The following is an 18,388-nucleotide window of genomic DNA, read 5'->3' as shown; positions in this document are numbered from 1 at the left end:
GATGACCCGCACGCGAACTGGCGTCGCGCTCACGGTAGCGCTCCTCGCGGTCGCGCTCGCAGTCGGACCTGCCGGCGCCGCGGCGGCCGCGAGCCCGAACGCACCGTGTGCGGGCGTTGATGACAACCGGCTCGTAGCCTACTACGACACTGACGACCGCGTCGGAGACGCGACGGTGTACCCGGAGACGACGCTGACGCTGTACGTCTGTTCCAGCGGCGAGCCCGAGCCGTACGACGTGGCCTGGGGCTTCGACGCGGGCGCAGTACAGGGTATCGACGTTCAGACGGAGCGTGAGGAGAGCGTCGTCGTCCGCGCCACTGCCGACGCAGACTCGGTCGCACTCGCGGATGCGGTCACGCAGAAGGCAGACCTTGGCGGACCGACGATCGGTATCCAGCAGGGGTACGCGACCACTACAACTGTTGACGGCGAGCCAGTTACCCTCCAGTTCGGCTCTCAGTCGGATTTGGAGGCGTACCGGAATGCGAACGAGACCTTCGAGACTCGGCGCTCGGCCATGAGAAACGCCTCGGCAGCGCTCGCAGCGGCGGCCGAAGACGACAACGCGCTCGAGACCGACCCGGCCGACCGACTGGCGACCATCGAGGAAGCCAACCTAACGACCGCCGGCCAGCAGCTCGAACGGGCGACGTTCGCTGCCGCCGAGTCGGGCGATGCCGAGGACGCGCGGACGGTGATCGACGGCGTCAGAACATCGCGCTCGGCCACCCGCGAGACGACTCGCGAGAACCTGCAGGCGTATCTCGTCGCGCTCGAACAGCGCGGGGAACGCGCGGCAAACACCGTCCGGCTTGTCCTCGTCGGCTCGCTGGTCGGCGGACTTGTCGTCGGCGGGGGCCTGGGATACTTCCTCGCCCGACGGACGTTAGAGAAAATCGAGATCGACCGCGGTGTCTCGACGGCAACCCAGTACAGCCCGAAGCAGATCGCGGTTCCGCTGGCCGTCGGCGCGGTGGCGCTGCTCACGGCGGCGGCCGGCGCGGTCCTCGGCGGCGGTGACCTCCTGGCGGTGATTCTATGAAGCGACAGTACAAGGCAGCACTCGGAATCGGTGGTATCGTTCTCGCGACCGCACTCGTGGGTCTGGTTTCGTTCCTCTATTTCGGCTCACAGATCGGGGTGTACGTCATCGGCGTCGGCGCGCCTCTGGCGGTCGTCGCGTCTATCGGACTGTACGTCCGCGGGGTGCTCACGCGCGACAACACGAGCCAAGGCGATTTCGTACAGGAAGCCGCCCGCGCGGCCGCCGAGGCGTTTCGAACCGAGTTGACGACGTACAACGGGCTCACGGCTACCCATGACCGATGGGAACCCGGGGAACTCGAAACGCGGGCACGCCAGATCGCCGACGATTTCGCGGACGCCGGCGTCGCGGTCGACGTCTCGGCGGCGACGATCTCGGTCGATTCGCCCGGCCGGGTCCAGGAGTTCGACAAGCTCCAAGCGGACGTGAGCGCGTTTGCCGACGACCGCGACGAATCGTTCGCGGAGTTCGGACGGTCGCAGATCGAACACGCCCGGCAGGGGGCGCGCTCGGTGAACGAGTCCGTCCTCGACGGTACCGGGGTGCCGATCTCGATGACGTCGGACAACGTGCCCGCCGGCGCGACTCCCGAGGAGACGGAGCGGGCCGTCTCGACGGCACGCGAGGAAGCCGCGGGAGTGTTCGAGGACGCAGTCGACCGCATCGAAGCGACCGTCGACGAGTACGACGGCGACGCCGCGCGGATCGAGTCGCACCTCGACACCGCACGCGAGTGTATCGAGGACGCCGACTGGGACGGGGCGAGCGCCGCGATCGCAGACGCCCAGGGTGACGCCGAATCTGAGGTGAGTGCGGCATTCACCGCCGATCGCGAGAGCATCGACAAGCTCCTGTCGACGATCGACTCCGTCGACGTCGACCGCTACGCGGCCGACGAGGACCTCCGGACGGTTGAAGAGGCGCGCGAGACGCTCGCGGGCATCGACTCGGCGCTCGCCAGCGACGAACTGGACGCGGTCGGTGAGGATGTCCGTCGCGCGGCCACGAGCGTCGTCGCGACGCTGGAAACGGAGCTCGAAACCGACGTCGAGGTGATCCGCGAGGCGAACGTGCCGGTCGGCTTCTACACGGCGCCGCCGGCAGTCGCAACCGACTTCGAGGCGCGACTACGGGAGACGGAGGACCTCGACGCGTTCCGCGAGGAGTGGCTCGCGGCCGCGGGTGAGCTGACGGAAGCGGTCGAGGCTGCAGAGACGAAAGCGTCGGTGGCCGACTCGTACGATATGGTCGAAGACCGGATCGACGAGGGGATCCGAACGGACGGCCGCGTGACCGGCGACGACCTCCCGGTCCGCGATCCGACCCCGTTCCTCGAACTATACGCCGAAGGGGAGTCGGAGGTCGAGTTCGATCCGTCGGTGCCAGCCGTCGTCGTCGACGGCGGCGGTGAGTCGTTCGACGTAACTGTCACTGCGCAGTTGGCGACCTCGACCGGGGACGAACACGAACTGGTGATCGAGCTATCGGGCGACGGCGTCGATGAACGCGAGACGGCGAGCACGTACGTGGCCACGGAATCGACGTTCGAGGATGTCCCCTACGGAGAGTACACGGTGTCGGGGAGTACCCCGACCGAGGAGTTCGCCGACCAAGCGGAAACGATCCAAGTGGCCGACGACGAGTCCGTCGAACTCGTGCTCGAAGAAGTCGGGCTCCGTGAACGCGTCTGCGGCGGGAACGCCGAGGACGTGCGGAGCCAACTCCCGACGGTGGCGCCGAAGTTGGAGACCGGATTCGCCGCCGACGAGTACCTCACGCCGGAGTCGGACATCCCGGTTGCCGACGAGTACGTCCCCTGTCTGCTCGTGCTATGGGCCGAGGAGGAGGGCCACGAGGCGGCGCTTGACGACGGGCGCGTCCTCGTGTACGACCACGACCAGTTCCGGTCCCGCCTAGACACGATCACGACCCACAACCTGAGTGACGGCGATACGATGACATACGACGAAATGCGGCGGAAGTTCCTCTCGGTACCGGCTTCAGATGACCTCATCCGCACGACGTTGCGCGAACTCGACGTGGATGTCGACGCCGACGAGACCGGGGTGAGCGCCTGATGTCCCGGGCGGACACGTTCACTCGCTGGGGGGTTATCTCGTCGGGGGAGGGCGGCGGCCGGATCGCGGCCGAGTTGCTCGCACGCGAGGAAAATCCCGGAATCGACGACAGGATCGCACTGTTGAACACGAACCGCGCGGACATCCTGAACACCATCGAGCGGGCGTCACTCGACGATACCTCCGAGTACACGACGGTGTTTGGCTCGAAGCGCGGCGTTGGCAACAACTTCATCGCGGGCGAAGAGTGCGCCCGCGAGGACATCGACCTCATCACTGGCGACATTCAAGAGCGGATGACGGGTGCCGACGCGTTCATGCACATGACGACGCTCGGCGGCGGCACCGGCAACGGCTCGATCCCGTACCTGATCGAGCAACTGTCGGGCGGATCTGAGGCGTCGAACCTCCGGCCGTGGATGGACAGCGTCGTTCACGTCGCGCTTGCGGCGTGGCCGTACTACGACGAACCCGCACAGCGCCAGTTTAACGCCGTGATGGGGCTGTCCAGGCTCCTGATGCGACGCGACGGTCAGCAGAACGCCGATATGGTGTTGCTGGCGAGTAACTCACACCTCGACGGTGACGGGACCCAAGGAAGCTATGACGCGGTCAACGACCGGATCGTCACCGCGATCGACCTGTTCATCAGCGCCGGGCGCGAGGCCCGCGGCGTCATCGACGTTGAGGACTACGTCGCCCAGCCGTCGAACATCGGGGCGTACCACTTCACGCCCGCCGTCGCGACCGGACTCAACGGACGGATGCTCGAGTACGAACTGATGTTCGACCGCGCGGCCGAGCAGACGTTCGTCCCGATGGACGTGACGACCTCGCGGGCGGCGTACGCAGTCGTTCGTGCGCCCGAACAGCTCATCGAGTCGGGCGACATCACGGAGACGGGGATCCAGTCGGCGTTCGGCGAGTGGAAGCGGGACAACGACATCGGCGGCGCCGTCGGGATGACGACGCTCACGCCGAAGCAGACCCGCGGCAACGACGTCGACGTGCTTGTGTTGCTCGGCGGGTTCGATCTGAACCCGCTGCTCGATCACTCGCGGGACGCCTTCGAAACCCACAAGCAGAACGTCGAGGCGGCTCGCCAACTCGGCAACACGCCCGAAGACGCCATCTCCGAGGCCCACGTCGCCGACCTGTCAGAGAACCTCGAACGCTACGTGTCGATAAACGCGAGGTGATCGAAATGGGAACGAAGACGCTTCAGTCGGTGCTCGTGGCACTCCTCGCGATCGGACTCGTCGCCGGGCCGGCGACGGCCGCGGCAACGGTCGCAGCGCCTGGCGCAGTACGGCCGACGGGCTGACTGAGTCGGGGACGGTGACGGCGGCCGGTGATCTCAGCCAGGCGGACTCGGGAGCGCTCCGATTCGAACTCGATGCCGAGCGCGTCGGGAACGAGTCGGCGGTGAACGTCCTGTTCGAGTCGTCCGGCGGGGAAGACACCGTTACCACGACGGCCGAAAATCCGAACTCGAACGACGTGTACCGCTACCGGATCGCGTCAGGTGACCTCCCCGACTTCCCGCTCGCGAACACTACGATCACGGTCTCGGCCGAGGGCGGCAACGGAACCGACTATCTCACCGAACAGGGCGTCGACCTCCGGCACCTCGACACCGCAGCGAGCGCGTCCTTCGACGACAGCGGACGGCTCACCCTGACGGCGACGAACGACACCGCCGGGCTCGACGGGTCGTCGTTCCAACTGGCGGCGACCGCCGCCGGCGACGGTCGCTCTGCGACGCTCTCGGCGACGCTCGACAACGGTACTGTCACGATAGACCGCAACGACGCGTTTACCGGGCTACTGACCCCGCCGGCGACCCTGACGCTCGCGGCTACCGACGGCGGCCCGTCGCTCTCGGGCAATACGGACGTGTCGCTCGCGGACGCGGCACGCCCCGCGACAGTCCTCGTGTCCCCTGGGCGCGTGACGGTCCAGTCGCCGCTGTTGGTCGGCGGCACTGAATACGGCGTTCACCTCACCACGACCGGACCGGACGGCGAGTACGCAGCCACCACGTCCGCACGCGAGACAGACGGCGTCACGTCGGTGACCGTCGAGAACGAGTACCTCGCTGGCGCCGACAGCGTCGCTGTCGACGTCACAACTGCGGGGTCGTCTGTGGTGTCTCCGACCTACAACGACACTGATCCGAACACCGCGACCGTCAACGAAGGGAACCGTAGCGTGTCGCTCGAAGACGGCCCGTTCAGCGGTGGTGCTGTCTCGTTCGTCCTCCTGGCTACATCGAGTGAGGTCAGCGTCATGAGTGACGCGTCGGTCGACGGCGCGACGCTCTCACTGTCCGGGCTCCCGAACGAATCCGAACTGAACCCGGCCGGCTCCTACCGGATGGTCGTCGCGTTTGCCGACGCGCCGGCGACGACCGTCAGCGTCGGCGACGGCGGTGAGCTGTCATCGCTCCAGCCGGCTACCGATCCATCGCCCGACACGAACGGAACGGCGAACGGATCTACCGGAAACGAGTCGTCCCTGTTGCCATTCTCCTCGGGAGGCATCCCCTTCGGACAGTTCACGCTCGGGCTGGGTGCTGGGCTGATCGTGCTTCTCGTGTTGGGAGTCGGATACGCCGTCGGACAGTCGATGGGCGGCGGTTCGGGCGCCGGCGGGTCGGCCGCGGCCACACAGCAGACGCGAGACGTGCGAGTTCGGATCACCGACGGGTTCGCGAACGAGCAGCTCTCCGAGGAGGTGTACCTGACCGCGCGCCCGACGGGACAGTCGTCGGCATCGACCAGCGGCGTGAATCGAAACGGCGGCGGCCGCGAAGAGGCCGTCGACGGCGGGATCGTCACGTGGACGCTCAAGGCCGAACCGTACGAGTTCACCGCCTCCTACAACGGGGCCACCGTCACCGAGACGGCGGAGCTGCTCGACGAACGACTGACGCTCAGCTTCCAACCCGTGACGAAACACGTCAGCGTCATCGACGAGACGGGAGAGCCGGTGGAGGGTGCGACCGTGACCGCCGAGTTCGACGGTCAGCGGATCTCCGAGCCGACCGACGCGAACGGGCGGGCGTCGCTGACGCTCCCGGTAACCGCCTCCACCGTAGAAGTGACCGCCGAACACGACCGATACGAACCGGACACGCGCCGGGTGACCGACCCGAACGACCTCCCGTCTGAACTGCGCGTCGTCGGGAAGACCGGGACGCTCCGAGTCGAAACCGCCATCGGCGGCGATCCGACCGACGCGGTCGAAGTTAGTCTGGACACCGACGACGAGTGGCTGCGCGAGCGGCTCCAGCAGTCGAACCCGACGGACGAGGGCGGCGACGCGGTCGGCCTTCCGGCGGGCGAGTACACGCTCGTCGGCTCGGTCGATGCCGCACCGTTCGAGGAGGTACGACAGCGTGTCACGGTCCCAGAGGACGACACGGTGGCCGTCACACTGGACGTGCCCTTCGAGTACCAGTTGTCGGCGACACAGCGGGAAGCAATCGAGGCGTTGCGCAGCGAGGCGGACGAACTCGTCCCGAGCGGGCGACTCGACTCAGCCGTTCACGGGTACTACGCCAGCGTCGCACGCTCGTTGGCCGACGCCGCCGAACGGGTCCCTGAGTCGGGCATCCGGTTCGCGGAGACGAGCATCGATCCCGACCCGGTCGTCGACGCGATGGTATCGGCTGGGCGCGGCTGCGTCGAGGGGGTCGACAACGCGATGAACACGAAACACAACGTCGACCTCTTCAGCGCGTGCGCCGACATGCGAGGGGTCTCCGAGGAATGGCGGGCGGACTACGACCTCGACGACCTCTTCGATCTTGTGGCGTCCGACCGCGTGGGCCAGCGAGCGGAATTAAAATCGCGGCTCTCAGAAGCTGAATCGACCGTCGAGGACCAACGGAGCGAGGTGAACGTCATTTCGCCCGCCGGCGACGTCCTCGAAGAACTCCGGGAGTACGAACGCGAGACGAGAGAGTCCGATGAGGTGCGCAACGCCGCGTTCGTCTTCGCAGTCGCTGGATTCGTCGAGGCGGTGACGGAACTGTTCGAACACCCGCGGCTGCTCGACCGACTCAACAGGACGATGTACTGACCATGTTATCCGACCAACTTACCCCACCGATCGCAACGATCGCCGTGTGTCTCCTGCTCGTCGTCGGCACGGTACCCGTCGGGGCGACCCAGACGGACGCCGAGACGGCCGACGAGTTCCTCGCGGAGCTGCGGCAATACGAGGACTCGCCGGCGCTGTCGACGTACAGCGAATTCGAGGTGATGCGCGGACAGGCGGTCACAGACGTACAGACGGGCGAATTCACAGAAGCCGACCGCGAGCGAATGGCCGCGGTCGTGACCGTGCTCGAGGAGTTCTCCGCGGCCTATCGCGCCGCGCAGAACGACAGCACTGATGAGAGCCTCGAGCGAGCCGATGCCACCGCACAAGCGATCGATCAGCTCGAAGCGGCGGACGGCGACAACTACGCGACGTTGGCACGCCTCGGCCTCGAGCGGTTCTACCGCCAACGCGGCGAGGTGTTGTATGAGCGATCACGCGAGGCGACTGACACGTCGGACGAACTCGAAGACCTCGAGAGCGCCGCGTCGGCGTTTGAAGCCGCCGGGGCGAGCAGCCGATATTCGGCCGTCAGCGCCGAGGCGAGTCGCATTCGAGCGATCTACGAGTCCGACCGCGAGCGAATGGAGTCGTCGATAACCGCCGCCGGCGCGTTCGTCGACGACTGCGGCGACGCGTGCGGGTCGCCCGTCGCTGCCATGACGACGCTCGGTCCAGGCGTATTCGGCACCTACACCGACGCGCGCTCTGCGACAGCCGACGCTGGCGTCGCAGTCCAACTGGCCGAGAAGCACGGCCTCGACGCCGAGAGCGAGCGTGCGAACACGCTCGAGACCGCGACCAGCGACGCGCTGTTCTCGCTGTCGGTGGCCGCGACGATACTGTCGCTCGTGTACGCCCTCATTGTCGGACTCGTCGCGGCCGCGTTCGGTTGGCGGATCGCGACGTGGGCCGAGGATGTCGACGGCTCGAAGGTAGGACAGATCGTTCCGCGCGACCCAGTGGAGGTGCCGGGCCAATGAGCCGCCGGACGCGGTCAGTCCCGTTCCTCGCGGTCCTGCTGACGGTCGTCGTCGCGCTCGGCGCGGCGACGCCGGCCCTCGGCGTCTCTACGACCGTCGAGACGGACGCGGCGCTCACCGATCAGACGGTGACCGACGAGCTCTCGTTCACGTTCACGGCTGACTCGAACGGAACGGTCCAGGCGACCGACGAGATCAGCCGAGCGAACGGGAACGTCGTCTTCGAGTTCGACTCGTGGGATCGGATCGACGCCGGCGGCGGTGGCGGCGGGAGTTCCAGCTCCTGGACCGCCGTCGCCGGAGCGGAGTACGAGGTCACGTACGATGTGATCGTGACCGGAGAAGTCAGCGAGCAGACGTACTCCGGAACGGCCCAAATCTCGGGTGCCGCGTCCCACTCCGAGGGACTCGACGTGTACGTCGACGTACTGTACCCCGAGTTCGGCTTCCCTGACGCCGGGAACCCGACGTTGGTCTTCGACGATTCCAACAGCCAGTCGCAGTCGAGTACCTTCGACGTGAGCGTCCCGAACACGGGCGAGGGGGCGATGGTGATCTCCGATGCGACGTTCTCGAACGTTCCCTCGGGCTTCTCCGTCGACACCGAGTCGATCCCCGGCACGATCGACGCGAACGACGAGGGCGACGTGGAGATCCAAGTCACCGCAGACGACGACGTGTCCGCGGGATCGTACAGCTTCACGATGAGATTGGAGGACAACCTCGGCAACACCCGAGACGTGACCGTCTCCGTCGATGTGGTGAAGCCGCCGATCGTCTCGGTTCCCGACGACGAGGTGAACGTCGGCGACGTGCTCGTTGGCTCCTCCAGCACTGTCGACTTCCAGATCCAGGAGGTCGCCGGGAACGAGGGCCTCGACGGGCTCGACGTCGAGGTCATCGGCGCGGAGACGGACGGCAGCGTCTCTTTCGATGACCTCCAGTACGCCACCACGAGCCCGGGCGGCAGCGACACCGTCTCGGCGACGATGTCCGCCCGCGACAGCGCGGACCAACACGAGGACCTGGAGTGGGACGTGCGGGTGACGCCCGAGGCGCAGGACGCGCCCAGCTACACGTTCACCGTCACCGGGCGGGTGATCTACCCCGCGAACCTCGAACGCGTCGAGGCGTCCGACCCGGATATTCCGTTCGACGAACCCAAAGCTTCGACCTCGACGTTCCAAGCGAGTGAGGAGGTCGGCATCGTCAACTCCGGCGACCTGGAGATGAACGTCTTGAGCGCCGATGCGACGATGGCGTCCGGAAGTCAGTACATCACAGCCGACGTTTCGGACCTTCCGAACACCGTCGACGGCCTCTCGACCGGGTCGGCGACCCTGTCGCTCTCGGCCGACGACGACACGCCGGAGGGCGAGTACGACGTCGAGATAACCGTTCGGACGGAAGACGCCGGCACACAGACGATCACGCGGACGGTGACGATCGCACAGGAACCCGACCTAGCGGTGGCCGACTCCGTCACGTACGGCGACGTGACGATCACCGAGAACCGCACACAGACGATCGACGTGGCCGAGCGGCTCGGCTTCGAGTCGATCGAGAACCTGCAGGTGGAGAAGGTGGACGGACCGGACCGCTGGCTCACGGTGGTCAGCCGACCCAGCGGCACCGTCGAGGCTGGAGAGGTCAAGCCGATGGTCGTCGCGTTGCAGTTCGATACGCAGGCGGAACTGTACCAGCAGTATCGCTGGCGCTTCCGAATTTCCGGTGACGGCGTCGAGACGCAGACGGTCACCGTGACCGCGGCGGCGAAGCCGTACAGCTTCGATCGTATCACGGAACCACTCGGCGCGTACGACTCAGAGGAGCAGTGGAAAGCCGACACGGCCGGACCGATGAACGACATGCTCCTGTCGATGGAGGAGCGCCTCCGCGGTGACGCCGACGTTCCCGGCTCTGACCTCTCGCGAGGACTCGCCGCGGGACGGGCGACGTTGCTGTTCGTCGACTCGATCGACACCGCTCGGGCGGCACAGGAAAACGGAAGCTACGCACAGGCACAGCGATCGCTCGCGAGGGCGGCAGTCGCCCGGGACCTGATGCGACAGTACGCCGGGTCGCTGGAGCAGCCCGAGCTTCGGTCGACCGCACAGGGCGGCGTCGCGGCGGCCGATTCAGCGTTCGAGGCCACCGCATCTACCCAACGTGAGCACTACACCGGTGTCGCCGAGGCGAACGAATCGGCGATCGAGTCGGCGGAGGCACACCGGGCGCTAATGCAACTCGCCGATTACACCGGCGACGAGGAGGCCGAACGGCGACATCAGTCCAGCTACGAAGACGCGTCGGCGCGTTACCGGTCGCTCGTCGACGACGCTGCAAGTGACCGTGCGACGGCTGACTCCGCGTACGCGGGATACCGTTCGAACGCGACCCTCGTGCTCGCCGGTTATCCGCTCGTGTTCAATCCCGCGCGCACGGACACGGTGCTCCAAGAGGTCGACCAGATCAACAGTCGGTACGACGACTCGGTCGAGGGTTCGAGCGGGCCGGGGCGACCGACGAGGCGAGCACAGCCGCCGACCGTGCGGCGACAGTCGAAGAACGCCTGACGATCAGTCGATACGGGCTCTTCGGAGCGATCGGAGCCTATGGACTCGTCGTTGTGTTGGTGCTCGTGCGCGTCGCCTTCCGCACGTACGCGTACGTGCAGGACGCCGAAGCGGCCACGACGGGAGAGTTCCTCACACAGATGTCTACGTGAGGAACTCACGGGTGCATCGTCACATCTGACCCGCAATCGCAGCCTTCACTCGACCCAGGATCGTTCGACGGTGTGAGTGTACGCCGTCTGAACTGGTTCAAGACACTCGACGATACCGGCTGAGAACTGTCGAACCGTCCGCCGATCGGATGCGTTGGAGAGTGATCCGTCCCCGTTACCGTGGCTTACCCGTTCTCGGAGCTCGGAACTACTCGTACTGCGTCGAGAGCCGAGACGGTAGCCGTGACTCGTCCGTCTCGACGTCAAGGGTCCAGTCGTCCGAGGCGACGGCCGCCTCGTCGTCGGCGTTCGCCGTGACGGTCGCCCGTGTGGTGGCCTCGCCGGCCGCGATCTCCGCGTTGACGACGACCTCCTCGCCCGGATCGACGCCCTCGAGGTCGACGAGGTACCGGATCGAGGACTCCGGGGCAACCGTCTCGCCGTCGTCCCCGTCGGCGTACATCGCCTTCTCGACGTGTGGGCCGTCCGCGTTGATCGTGACGCCGCGCACTGCCCGCGATCCGTCGTTCGAGACCGAGAGAAACACCGAACCGAACCCGCGTTCGACGCGCGATTCGGGCTCGACCGCGACCGTCAGATCGTCCACGCGGTCACTGTCCCCGTCTACGGTCGACTCGTGCACGACGAGGGTGTTAATCTGGCGGACCTCACCCTCTGTCGATCCACCGTCGACCCGGTGGGCACGAACGAACGCCTTCGCCACGTCACCATCGAGCGTGTATGGGGTCGCGACCGTGACGTGTGCCGGCGAGTCGGGAGACACCCTCGCATCGATGGGCGCAGACGGCTCGCCGCCCACGACAGCCTCTTCTACCTCCCACGTTCCCTCGTCGCTCTCGACGTTCACCGAGAGCTCACCCCCGTCGCCGTCGTCGGCCCGCTGCCAGGTGACCATCGCGACCAACTCGCCGTCCTCGACCGCAAGATCGGTCGCGGGGACTGAGACGGTTCGTCCCCCGTGATCGAGTTCCACCCGGGGGAGCGACAGCGTCGACTCCAGTGGCACGTGGTATCTGGTGCCGACTGCCTGCCCGTTCGCGCGGACCTTCAGCCGCTGTGCGTACGCGCCGTCGTCCGTCCGGAGCTCGAACTCGACGGGCTCGGCCGATTCGTTCGCCACCACCAACCGCTCTTCGAACACGACGCCTCGCCGGGGGTCGGCTGACGGATACTGCCGGTCCATGGACACCGGGACGGACCCGCTGTCGCCGCGGTGGGACTGCGGGTCGGCAGTCGATCGAGACCGCGACGTGGCAGCTCCGCGGTGGGCGCTGCCGCCGGAACTCCCTCGACTCGCGGCGCCTCGGTCTGCGTCGTCCTGAAGCAGCGAACACCGAGTCAGCGAGAGCCGTTCTGAGACGCGCCCACCACTCGTTTCGACGGTAACGGAGCGCTCGCCGGCGGACGCGACTGGGAGCGCGAGGCGGTAGGCGCCGTTCGCCTGGATCGACACCGGCATCGAGAAGGACCCGTCGTCGTCGGGGACGCCCTCGACAGTGACTTGATCGTCGACGGCGACGGGCGTGTCGTTGTGCAACGTCACCGAGAGGAAACCCTTGGACGCCGATTCGATGTCGATCCCCGTGGGGGTCGCGGGAACGGTCGTCTCGGTCTCCAGCGGGTCAACGCCGTCCGCCCGGACCGTCACTGCGCCGCTCGGCAGGTCCTGTTCGAGCGGGACCCGTTCCGACTCGCCCGGATCGAGTGTCCCGACCGTCGTCTCGCCGACGGTCACCCCAGTTACGCTCGTATCCCCGTCGTTTTCCACGTCGATGGCCGCCGACAGCACGCCGTCTTCGACGCCGTGGAGGACCGATTCGACGTGCAGCGCAGTCGTTTCCTCTTGGACCTCCAGGACCTTCTCGGTCGACGCGTCGCCGACCGCGGCGGTGACGGTCACCTCGTCGGCCGACAAGGGTCCCAACGAGACGCGCCGCCGCTGGGTCGATCCGGCGTCGATGGTAGCTGAGACGGTCGAGGAAGCGACGCTGGCGCCATCGGCGTCGACGGTCGCATCGACCTCGACTGCGCGGTCGCCCTCGTTCGTGAACGCGAGCACCACCGTCGGGTCAGCGGGGCGAAGCGATTCCGATTCGACGGTCACGGTGACCGACTCGTCGGCTCGGCCGACGGCGGCGTACACTGTCGCCGTCCCGCTGCCGACCGTACACACCAGATCCAGCGACGGCGTCGCCGCGATCGGCGTACCGCTCACTCCGTCGAGTGGGTGGCGGTTGCCGTCGGCGTCGACCGCGAAGTCGCTGCCGGCGACACGGGCCGCAAGCGCTGCGACGCCGGCGTCAGCCAGCCAGGAGACGTCCCCGTCGATCTCCCACAGGCAGTCGTCACCCTCGTAGCCGACGAGTTGGCCGTCTTTCAAGGAGACAACCGCCCGTCCGGGAAGCAACCCGACGTCGGTGACCGCGCCCGATAGCGTCTGTTCGTCGAGTTGTTCGCCCGTCGAATCGAGCACCGTCAGGAAGGACCACGAGGCGACCGCAAGGCGACCGTCGGCTGCCGCGACAGCCGGAGATTCGGCGACATCCGCGTGGGGCTGCTCGAACCGGCCGGCCTCGATGCCGGTTCGTCCTTCGACGACGACGAACTCTCCGTCGCCGGTCCGGACGTACACCCGGTCGTCGTCGGGGTCGGCGTCGACCGACTGGCCGTCCGGAACGTCGACGCCCCACACTCGGCTCCCCGCGTGCGAGAACGCCTCCAGTTCTGCACCGCTGAGCACGTACACCCTGTCGGCGACGGCGACGTCGATCACGCCGTCCTTGCGCGCGACGCGGCGACGGTCGCCTGACGTGATGAGCGACACCCTGCCGTCTGCGGTCGCGACCGCGATGGCGCCGGCGCCGGCATCGGCGGCCGCGACCTCCGCCACGTCGAAGGCGTCCACCTGAACGTAGCGCTCGGGAACCTCAGGGTCGTCGGCGTCCGCTCCGACTTCATTGCTGACGTCGCGCGTGGTGTCGTCGTCGCCCGATCCCCTCGTCGACTCCGTTGCTTCTGTCTCGGCCGGTTCGTCCGCTGTCTCCGCTGTGTCTGTCGGCGCAGTCGCGTTCGACTCGCCCTCGGCCCCGGCGTCTGCGGGCCCGCTCGAGTCGCCGTCTGATTGATCTCCCCACTCGTCCGACTCCGGATCGGCGGACGCACTGCCCCAATCATCCGGGTCCGAGCCCGCGTCACCCACGGCTACTCGGCCTCCGTGTCGCTCCCAGACGCGGCCGATCCCTCTTCGCCTGCGGCGCCGTCGGATGTCGCGGCCGCGTTCGCACTCGTGGCGTTCTCCTCGCGGATCTGCTGAGCCTGTTCCTCGAGGTAGCGCTTCATCTCCGGGTATCCTTCCAGCTCCGAGGCTTGTTTCATCGTCGAGGAGACGTACTGCCGGACGGTCTTGGGCTCGGACTCCTCGAGCTTCTCCATGAGGTACTCCTTGTCTGGCGTGATCGCGTCGCCGTCGATGACGCTCTCGATGAGTTCGCGCTGCAGTTCCGAGCCGAGTATGCGGTCAGCGATCTCCGCGGGGGTGTATCCGACCGACGCCTCGCCAAGTTCTGCGATGGCCTCCTCGCCAAGTTCCTCGCTGATACGCCCGAGCGACGTGCGCCACACCTCAGACATCACGGCCGCGTCGGGTTGGGGGATAAACTGCTGGATCGGGAATCGACGGGTCGCCGCCGGGTCGATGCTGAACGGCATGTTCGTCGCGCCGATGACGAGGAGGTTGTCCTCCACGTCGTTCATCTCCTGCAGGAACGCGTTCGTCAGCGCGCGCTCGTGGCGTTGGATGTCGTCCGAGCGGTCCGGGATGAGCGTCTCCACCTCGTCGAAAAAGAGGACGGCGAACCCGTCGCCGGCCGCCTCGTGTGCCTGTTCGAAGGCTGCGCGGACGTTCTTCTCGGACTCGCCGGAGTACTTTGAGACCACGTCGCTGCCGCGGACCTCGAGGAAGACAACCTCGCCGTAGCTGTCCTCGATGTCGGTGTTGTGCTTCGCCTCGTAGGCGATCGCCTCAGAGACGAGCGTCTTCCCGCAACCGGGGCCGTACAGCATCATGCCGCCGCCGCGGTCGGCGAACTCCTCCCCGTAGCGCTCGACGACCTCGTCGCGGACGTCGGGCTCGAACAGCGACAGCATCATCTCTGCGGTGTTCTTCACCTCCTCGAGTCCCGCGACGTCCTCCTCGAAGCTCGTCGTCGGGTTCTGCGGGGTGATGTCGATGTTGGCCTCCTCCTCGTCGCCCGCGGCGCCGCCCCCGCCGGACCCGTCGCCGCCGGGCGCTCCATCGGCGTCGGTCCCGTCCCCGGCGCCCGCCGGCGGGCCCGTGCTCGCCGGCGGCTCATCGAGGAACACAAACTCGGTGTCCTCGTCCACGCGGAGGGTCGTCCCGCGCGGCTCCAGTTCGTCGACGACGAACTCGACGCGCTCGCCGCCGATATCGACGACCTCGTGGATGGGGTGCAAGAGGAACTGTCGCTCGGCGAGCGCCGACGTCAACGCCTCCTCGTTTACTCCCTCGGCGTAGATGGTCGCGCGCTTGCAGGCTCTGACGCTCCCGAGCGACACGTCGGTGTCCACGTAGAAGTCGTTGGTTCGGTTGATCCCCCGAACAGCGTCGCGACGTTACTGTTCAGATAGACCTTGTTCTTGATCGTGGACGCGAAGCCGTCCTCCTCGGTGTCGACTCGAAAGAACGCCTCGCGGCCGGCGTGGCGGACGCGGGCGATCTCCGCCCGCGACCCGACTTTACTCTTTCCCACGGTGACGTGGGAGGTCGGCTGCTCTTCTTTCGTGATCGGCGTGAGATTGACACTCGTCATGCGACTGGGTTGTAAGCGTTCATCGTTCGGGTCACGTACTCGCGAACCCGCCTGTCCTCGGCGTCGATCAACCCGTCGGGCGGGTTGACCCACAGCGTCCGCGTGGCGACGTTCCTGACCGTCGTGACGGTGTCCTGGAGCGCGCCCGCCACGTCGTACAACGCGGCCGCGGAGTCGTCGCGGCTGTACAGCTCCATTCGTCCGGCGCCGCGCTCGACCATCGCCGCGGCTCGTTCGAGCCGATCGGTGAGAACGGGGACGAGCACGAACCAGTTCGCGACCGGTTCGCCGACGGTCGCCAGGGGCACAGTCGGTGTGTCCATGTCGCCGACGGAGATCCGATTCGCTGCTCGCGCGGTCTCGACGGCCTCCGCTGGCGGCTCTTCCCCGTCGATTGCCGCTCCGATCACCTGCTCGACTGCCGCGGCGACGCGTCCGTCGTCGACTGTGGCGGGTACCGGGAGGGGTAACGCGTCCGCAAGCAGCGTCCCCAGTCCGCGCAGCGACCCGTCGAACGAAGCGATCGCTGCCCAGACTTCCCGTGGTTCGGGCGGCGACGTCCACGAAAGGATCCGTTCGCTGGTCTCCTCGATGGCTGCCACGTGCTCGACCCACGGTTCTGCGCGAACGGGACGTGTCACGCGGCTACCTCCCGCCTCGCCGCGCCGCGGGTCGGCGGATCGAGCACACCACCGCGGCCGCGTCGCCGCTCGATCGGATCCCGGCCGACATCGTCACGACTCCGTGATCGTCTCCGTCCCGGCGTCCTCTTGGGTGATCGCCTGAGACGACTCGTTCAACTTTTCCATCTCGTCGGAGTTGCCGCGGAGGTCGTCGAGGAAGTTCTGCGGGTCCTCCTCTTCCATCCGCTCTTGCTTCGGGACGACGTTGCCCATCGCCGAGAGCACGTTTGTGAACTGCTCAGATGCCGCGACGGCCTCGGTCGGCCACAGTTGCTGCGTACGGATCCGATCGCGAAGGCGCTCCTGTTCGATCGAGAACTGGTCTTTCGTCGACTCGAGCTGATCGATGATCTCCCGAGGTCCATCTGGTCGGGGTTCGGATTCGGGATCGTGTCGCCCTGTTTCTCCTCCTGCTCGACGAGGTTGTCGTAGTGGTAATACTGTTCGCGGGCGTGATCGAACTTCCGGCGCTCTTCCTCTTCGAGGTCTGAGATATCGCGATCGCCGGCGACCGACAGCATCTCCTGTTTGTACTCCTCGCGCTTTTCTCGAAGGTTCTGGAGGTGTTCGGTCACGTCGGTCGTCTCCTCGGCCCGTGAGGTGAGTCGCTCTTGTGCCTCCTCGACCCGGCCGACCGCCGTTTCGATCCGCTCTGTGAGCGTGTCGAAGGCCGCCGCCCAGTTACTGTACATCTTCACCGCCCGGTCCATCTCGTCCTCGTCGTAGGTGTGTGGCGGACGGAGGACCGTCACGGTGGAGCTCTCGATCGAGACGATGTCGTTGTGCCCGAGGTAGTCGATGATGGCGCGAGCCGAGTCCTCGCTGCGGGCGTGGTCGCTTTCTGCGAGGGTCTGTGCGGCTTCGTTGACGTCGATGACCGCGTTGCCGTCTTGGTCGATGGAGAGCTCTTCGCCGCCGAGCACCTCTTCCATGAGATGGGCGAGCAACTCCTCCCAGTTGCCGCTGTCTTCGTCAGCCCACTCGGCGAAACCGAACTCGAATCGAACCGCCGAGTCGGTCTGGCTCTTGGGTCGCGCGACGACTGTTCCGGACTCCTCGTCTTCGTCGAAGGTGGTGTATCGCATTGGATGTGGTAGGGGCAGTGGCTGCGGGTGGTTAGAATCGCTCGTCGATCAGTTCCTCGCCGCGCTCGCGAACCTGCGTGCGGGCGTAGGCGTTTCCGGCGTCGCTCGTCGTGAGGTGCAGGTCGTCGATGGACTCGCGGAGCTCCTGTTTCAGCGAGTCCGCCGTCGCGGCCGTCAGGTCTTGGAGCAGCGGACGGGTGAGGTCCTCAGCTCGCGCCTCGACCATCTGCTCGAACGGCTCGACGGCGACCGCCAAGCTGCGGGCATCGAGCACGTCGATGTGCGGATCGGCAGCGTCGTCGTTGTACTCGCTTTGGACGGCCTCGATGACGTCGCGCTTGCCGATGTCCGCTCCGCTGGATCTGACGTGCGCGAGGACGTTCGAGCGGACCTCGATCTCCGATTCGATCAGCGAGCTGTACTCGCCGGTCGGCATCACGTTGCCCGCGTCGTCGAACGATCGGGCCACGTCGTCGCCCAAGTCGTCGCCGAGCTTCTCGGCGAACTCGTCGAGCGCGCTCCGTACCAGGTACTCGCCGTCCATGTCGATGATGAGTCCCTCGCCTTGGAGGTAGCCGATCACGTCCGACGTCGCGGCGACCGAGATCGCCTCCTCCAACTGACCGTGCGAGAGCTTTCCGTGCGTCGAGCGTCGCTTGAGCTTCCCCTTGAGATCGTCCTCGCCGGTCTCCTCTTTCAGGCGCGACCCGACGGAGTAGTAGTCGCGACTTCCGGCGGCGATTCGCATCACGGGTTCGCGTCGCAGCTGCGTGGCGAAGAAGTCGGCGTCCTCGTGTGCCAGATCGAACGCCTTCCGGAGGTCTTC

General features: G+C 66.8%; 11 protein-coding genes. 6 read left to right on the top strand and 5 right to left on the bottom strand.

The genetic code is table 11. The features are described 5' to 3' along the window. Window position 1: 1 nt before the first annotated feature. From P0Y41_RS15080 to P0Y41_RS15055, 6 genes are all read left to right on the top strand, one after another. Complete coding sequence (locus P0Y41_RS15080; RefSeq protein WP_284063602.1) at window positions 2–1,045, top strand: hypothetical protein; 1,044 nt, start codon at window positions 2–4, stop codon at window positions 1,043–1,045. Beyond that, window positions 1,042–3,126: a hypothetical protein gene (locus tag P0Y41_RS15075; RefSeq protein WP_284063601.1), complete on the top strand. Its 2,085-nt coding sequence runs from the start codon at window positions 1,042–1,044 to the stop codon at window positions 3,124–3,126. The genes P0Y41_RS15080 and P0Y41_RS15075 overlap by 4 nt, the downstream gene beginning before the upstream one ends. Then, window positions 3,126–4,325, top strand: coding sequence for an FtsZ/tubulin family protein (locus P0Y41_RS15070; protein WP_284063641.1), 1,200 nt, complete (start codon window positions 3,126–3,128; stop codon window positions 4,323–4,325). Before P0Y41_RS15075 ends, P0Y41_RS15070 begins: the two co-directional genes overlap by 1 nt. Window positions 4,326–4,464: 139 nt before the next feature. Then, on the top strand, window positions 4,465–7,212 hold the full coding sequence (locus P0Y41_RS15065) for a carboxypeptidase regulatory-like domain-containing protein (protein ID WP_284063640.1): 2,748 nt from the start codon (window positions 4,465–4,467) through the stop codon (window positions 7,210–7,212). A 2-nt stretch (window positions 7,213–7,214) separates the two neighbouring features. Then, entirely contained in the window at window positions 7,215–8,216 is a 1,002-nt protein-coding gene (locus P0Y41_RS15060; protein ID WP_284063598.1) for a hypothetical protein, read from the top strand. Continuing rightward, a complete protein-coding gene (locus P0Y41_RS15055) occupies window positions 8,213–10,792 on the top strand; it encodes a COG1361 family protein (protein ID WP_284063639.1) in 2,580 nt (859 codons plus the stop codon). The genes P0Y41_RS15060 and P0Y41_RS15055 overlap by 4 nt, the downstream gene beginning before the upstream one ends. A 360-nt stretch (window positions 10,793–11,152) precedes the next feature. Here the strand turns inward: P0Y41_RS15055 and P0Y41_RS15050 are convergent, their stop codons facing one another. The 5 genes from P0Y41_RS15050 to P0Y41_RS15030 all read right to left on the bottom strand — a co-directional run bounded on the left by P0Y41_RS15050 (window position 11,153) and on the right by P0Y41_RS15030 (window position 18,310). After that, window positions 11,153–14,164: a hypothetical protein gene (locus P0Y41_RS15050; RefSeq protein WP_284063638.1), complete on the bottom strand. Its 3,012-nt coding sequence runs from the start codon at window positions 14,162–14,164 to the stop codon at window positions 11,153–11,155. A 2-nt stretch (window positions 14,165–14,166) separates the two neighbouring features. Continuing rightward, window positions 14,167–15,552 carry an ATP-binding protein gene (locus P0Y41_RS15045; RefSeq protein ID WP_284063637.1) on the bottom strand — a complete coding sequence of 462 codons (1,386 nt, stop codon included), beginning with the start codon at window positions 15,550–15,552 and terminating at the stop codon, window positions 14,167–14,169. Between the two features lie 238 nt (window positions 15,553–15,790). Next, entirely contained in the window at window positions 15,791–16,435 is a 645-nt protein-coding gene (locus tag P0Y41_RS15040) for a hypothetical protein (RefSeq protein WP_284063592.1), read from the bottom strand. A gap of 155 nt (window positions 16,436–16,590) precedes the next feature. Then, complete coding sequence (locus P0Y41_RS15035; protein WP_284063636.1) at window positions 16,591–17,562, bottom strand: hypothetical protein; 972 nt, start codon at window positions 17,560–17,562, stop codon at window positions 16,591–16,593. 31 nt (window positions 17,563–17,593) lie between these two features. Continuing rightward, entirely contained in the window at window positions 17,594–18,310 is a 717-nt protein-coding gene (locus tag P0Y41_RS15030) for a hypothetical protein (protein ID WP_284063635.1), read from the bottom strand. Window positions 18,311–18,388 lie beyond the last annotated feature (78 nt).

The organism is Halobaculum halobium (assembly GCF_030127145.1).
Classification (GTDB): Archaea; Halobacteriota; Halobacteria; order Halobacteriales; family Haloferacaceae; genus Halobaculum; species Halobaculum halobium.
This window is presented reverse-complemented; position numbering and strand designations above follow the sequence as displayed.

Excerpts from the sequence above, each read along its gene's own strand:
- P0Y41_RS15080 (WP_284063602.1), top strand. The coding sequence starts at position 2 with ATGACCCGCACGCGAACTGGCGTCGCGCTCACGGTAGCGCTCCTCGCG.
- P0Y41_RS15075 (WP_284063601.1), top strand. The coding sequence starts at position 1,042 with ATGAAGCGACAGTACAAGGCAGCACTCGGAATCGGTGGTATCGTTCTC.
- P0Y41_RS15070 (WP_284063641.1), top strand. The coding sequence starts at position 3,126 with ATGTCCCGGGCGGACACGTTCACTCGCTGGGGGGTTATCTCGTCGGGG.
- P0Y41_RS15060 (WP_284063598.1), top strand. The coding sequence starts at position 7,215 with ATGTTATCCGACCAACTTACCCCACCGATCGCAACGATCGCCGTGTGT.
- P0Y41_RS15055 (WP_284063639.1), top strand. The coding sequence starts at position 8,213 with ATGAGCCGCCGGACGCGGTCAGTCCCGTTCCTCGCGGTCCTGCTGACG.
- P0Y41_RS15035 (WP_284063636.1), bottom strand. The coding sequence starts at position 17,562 with ATGCGATACACCACCTTCGACGAAGACGAGGAGTCCGGAACAGTCGTC.
- P0Y41_RS15030 (WP_284063635.1), bottom strand. The coding sequence starts at position 18,310 with ATGCGAATCGCCGCCGGAAGTCGCGACTACTACTCCGTCGGGTCGCGC.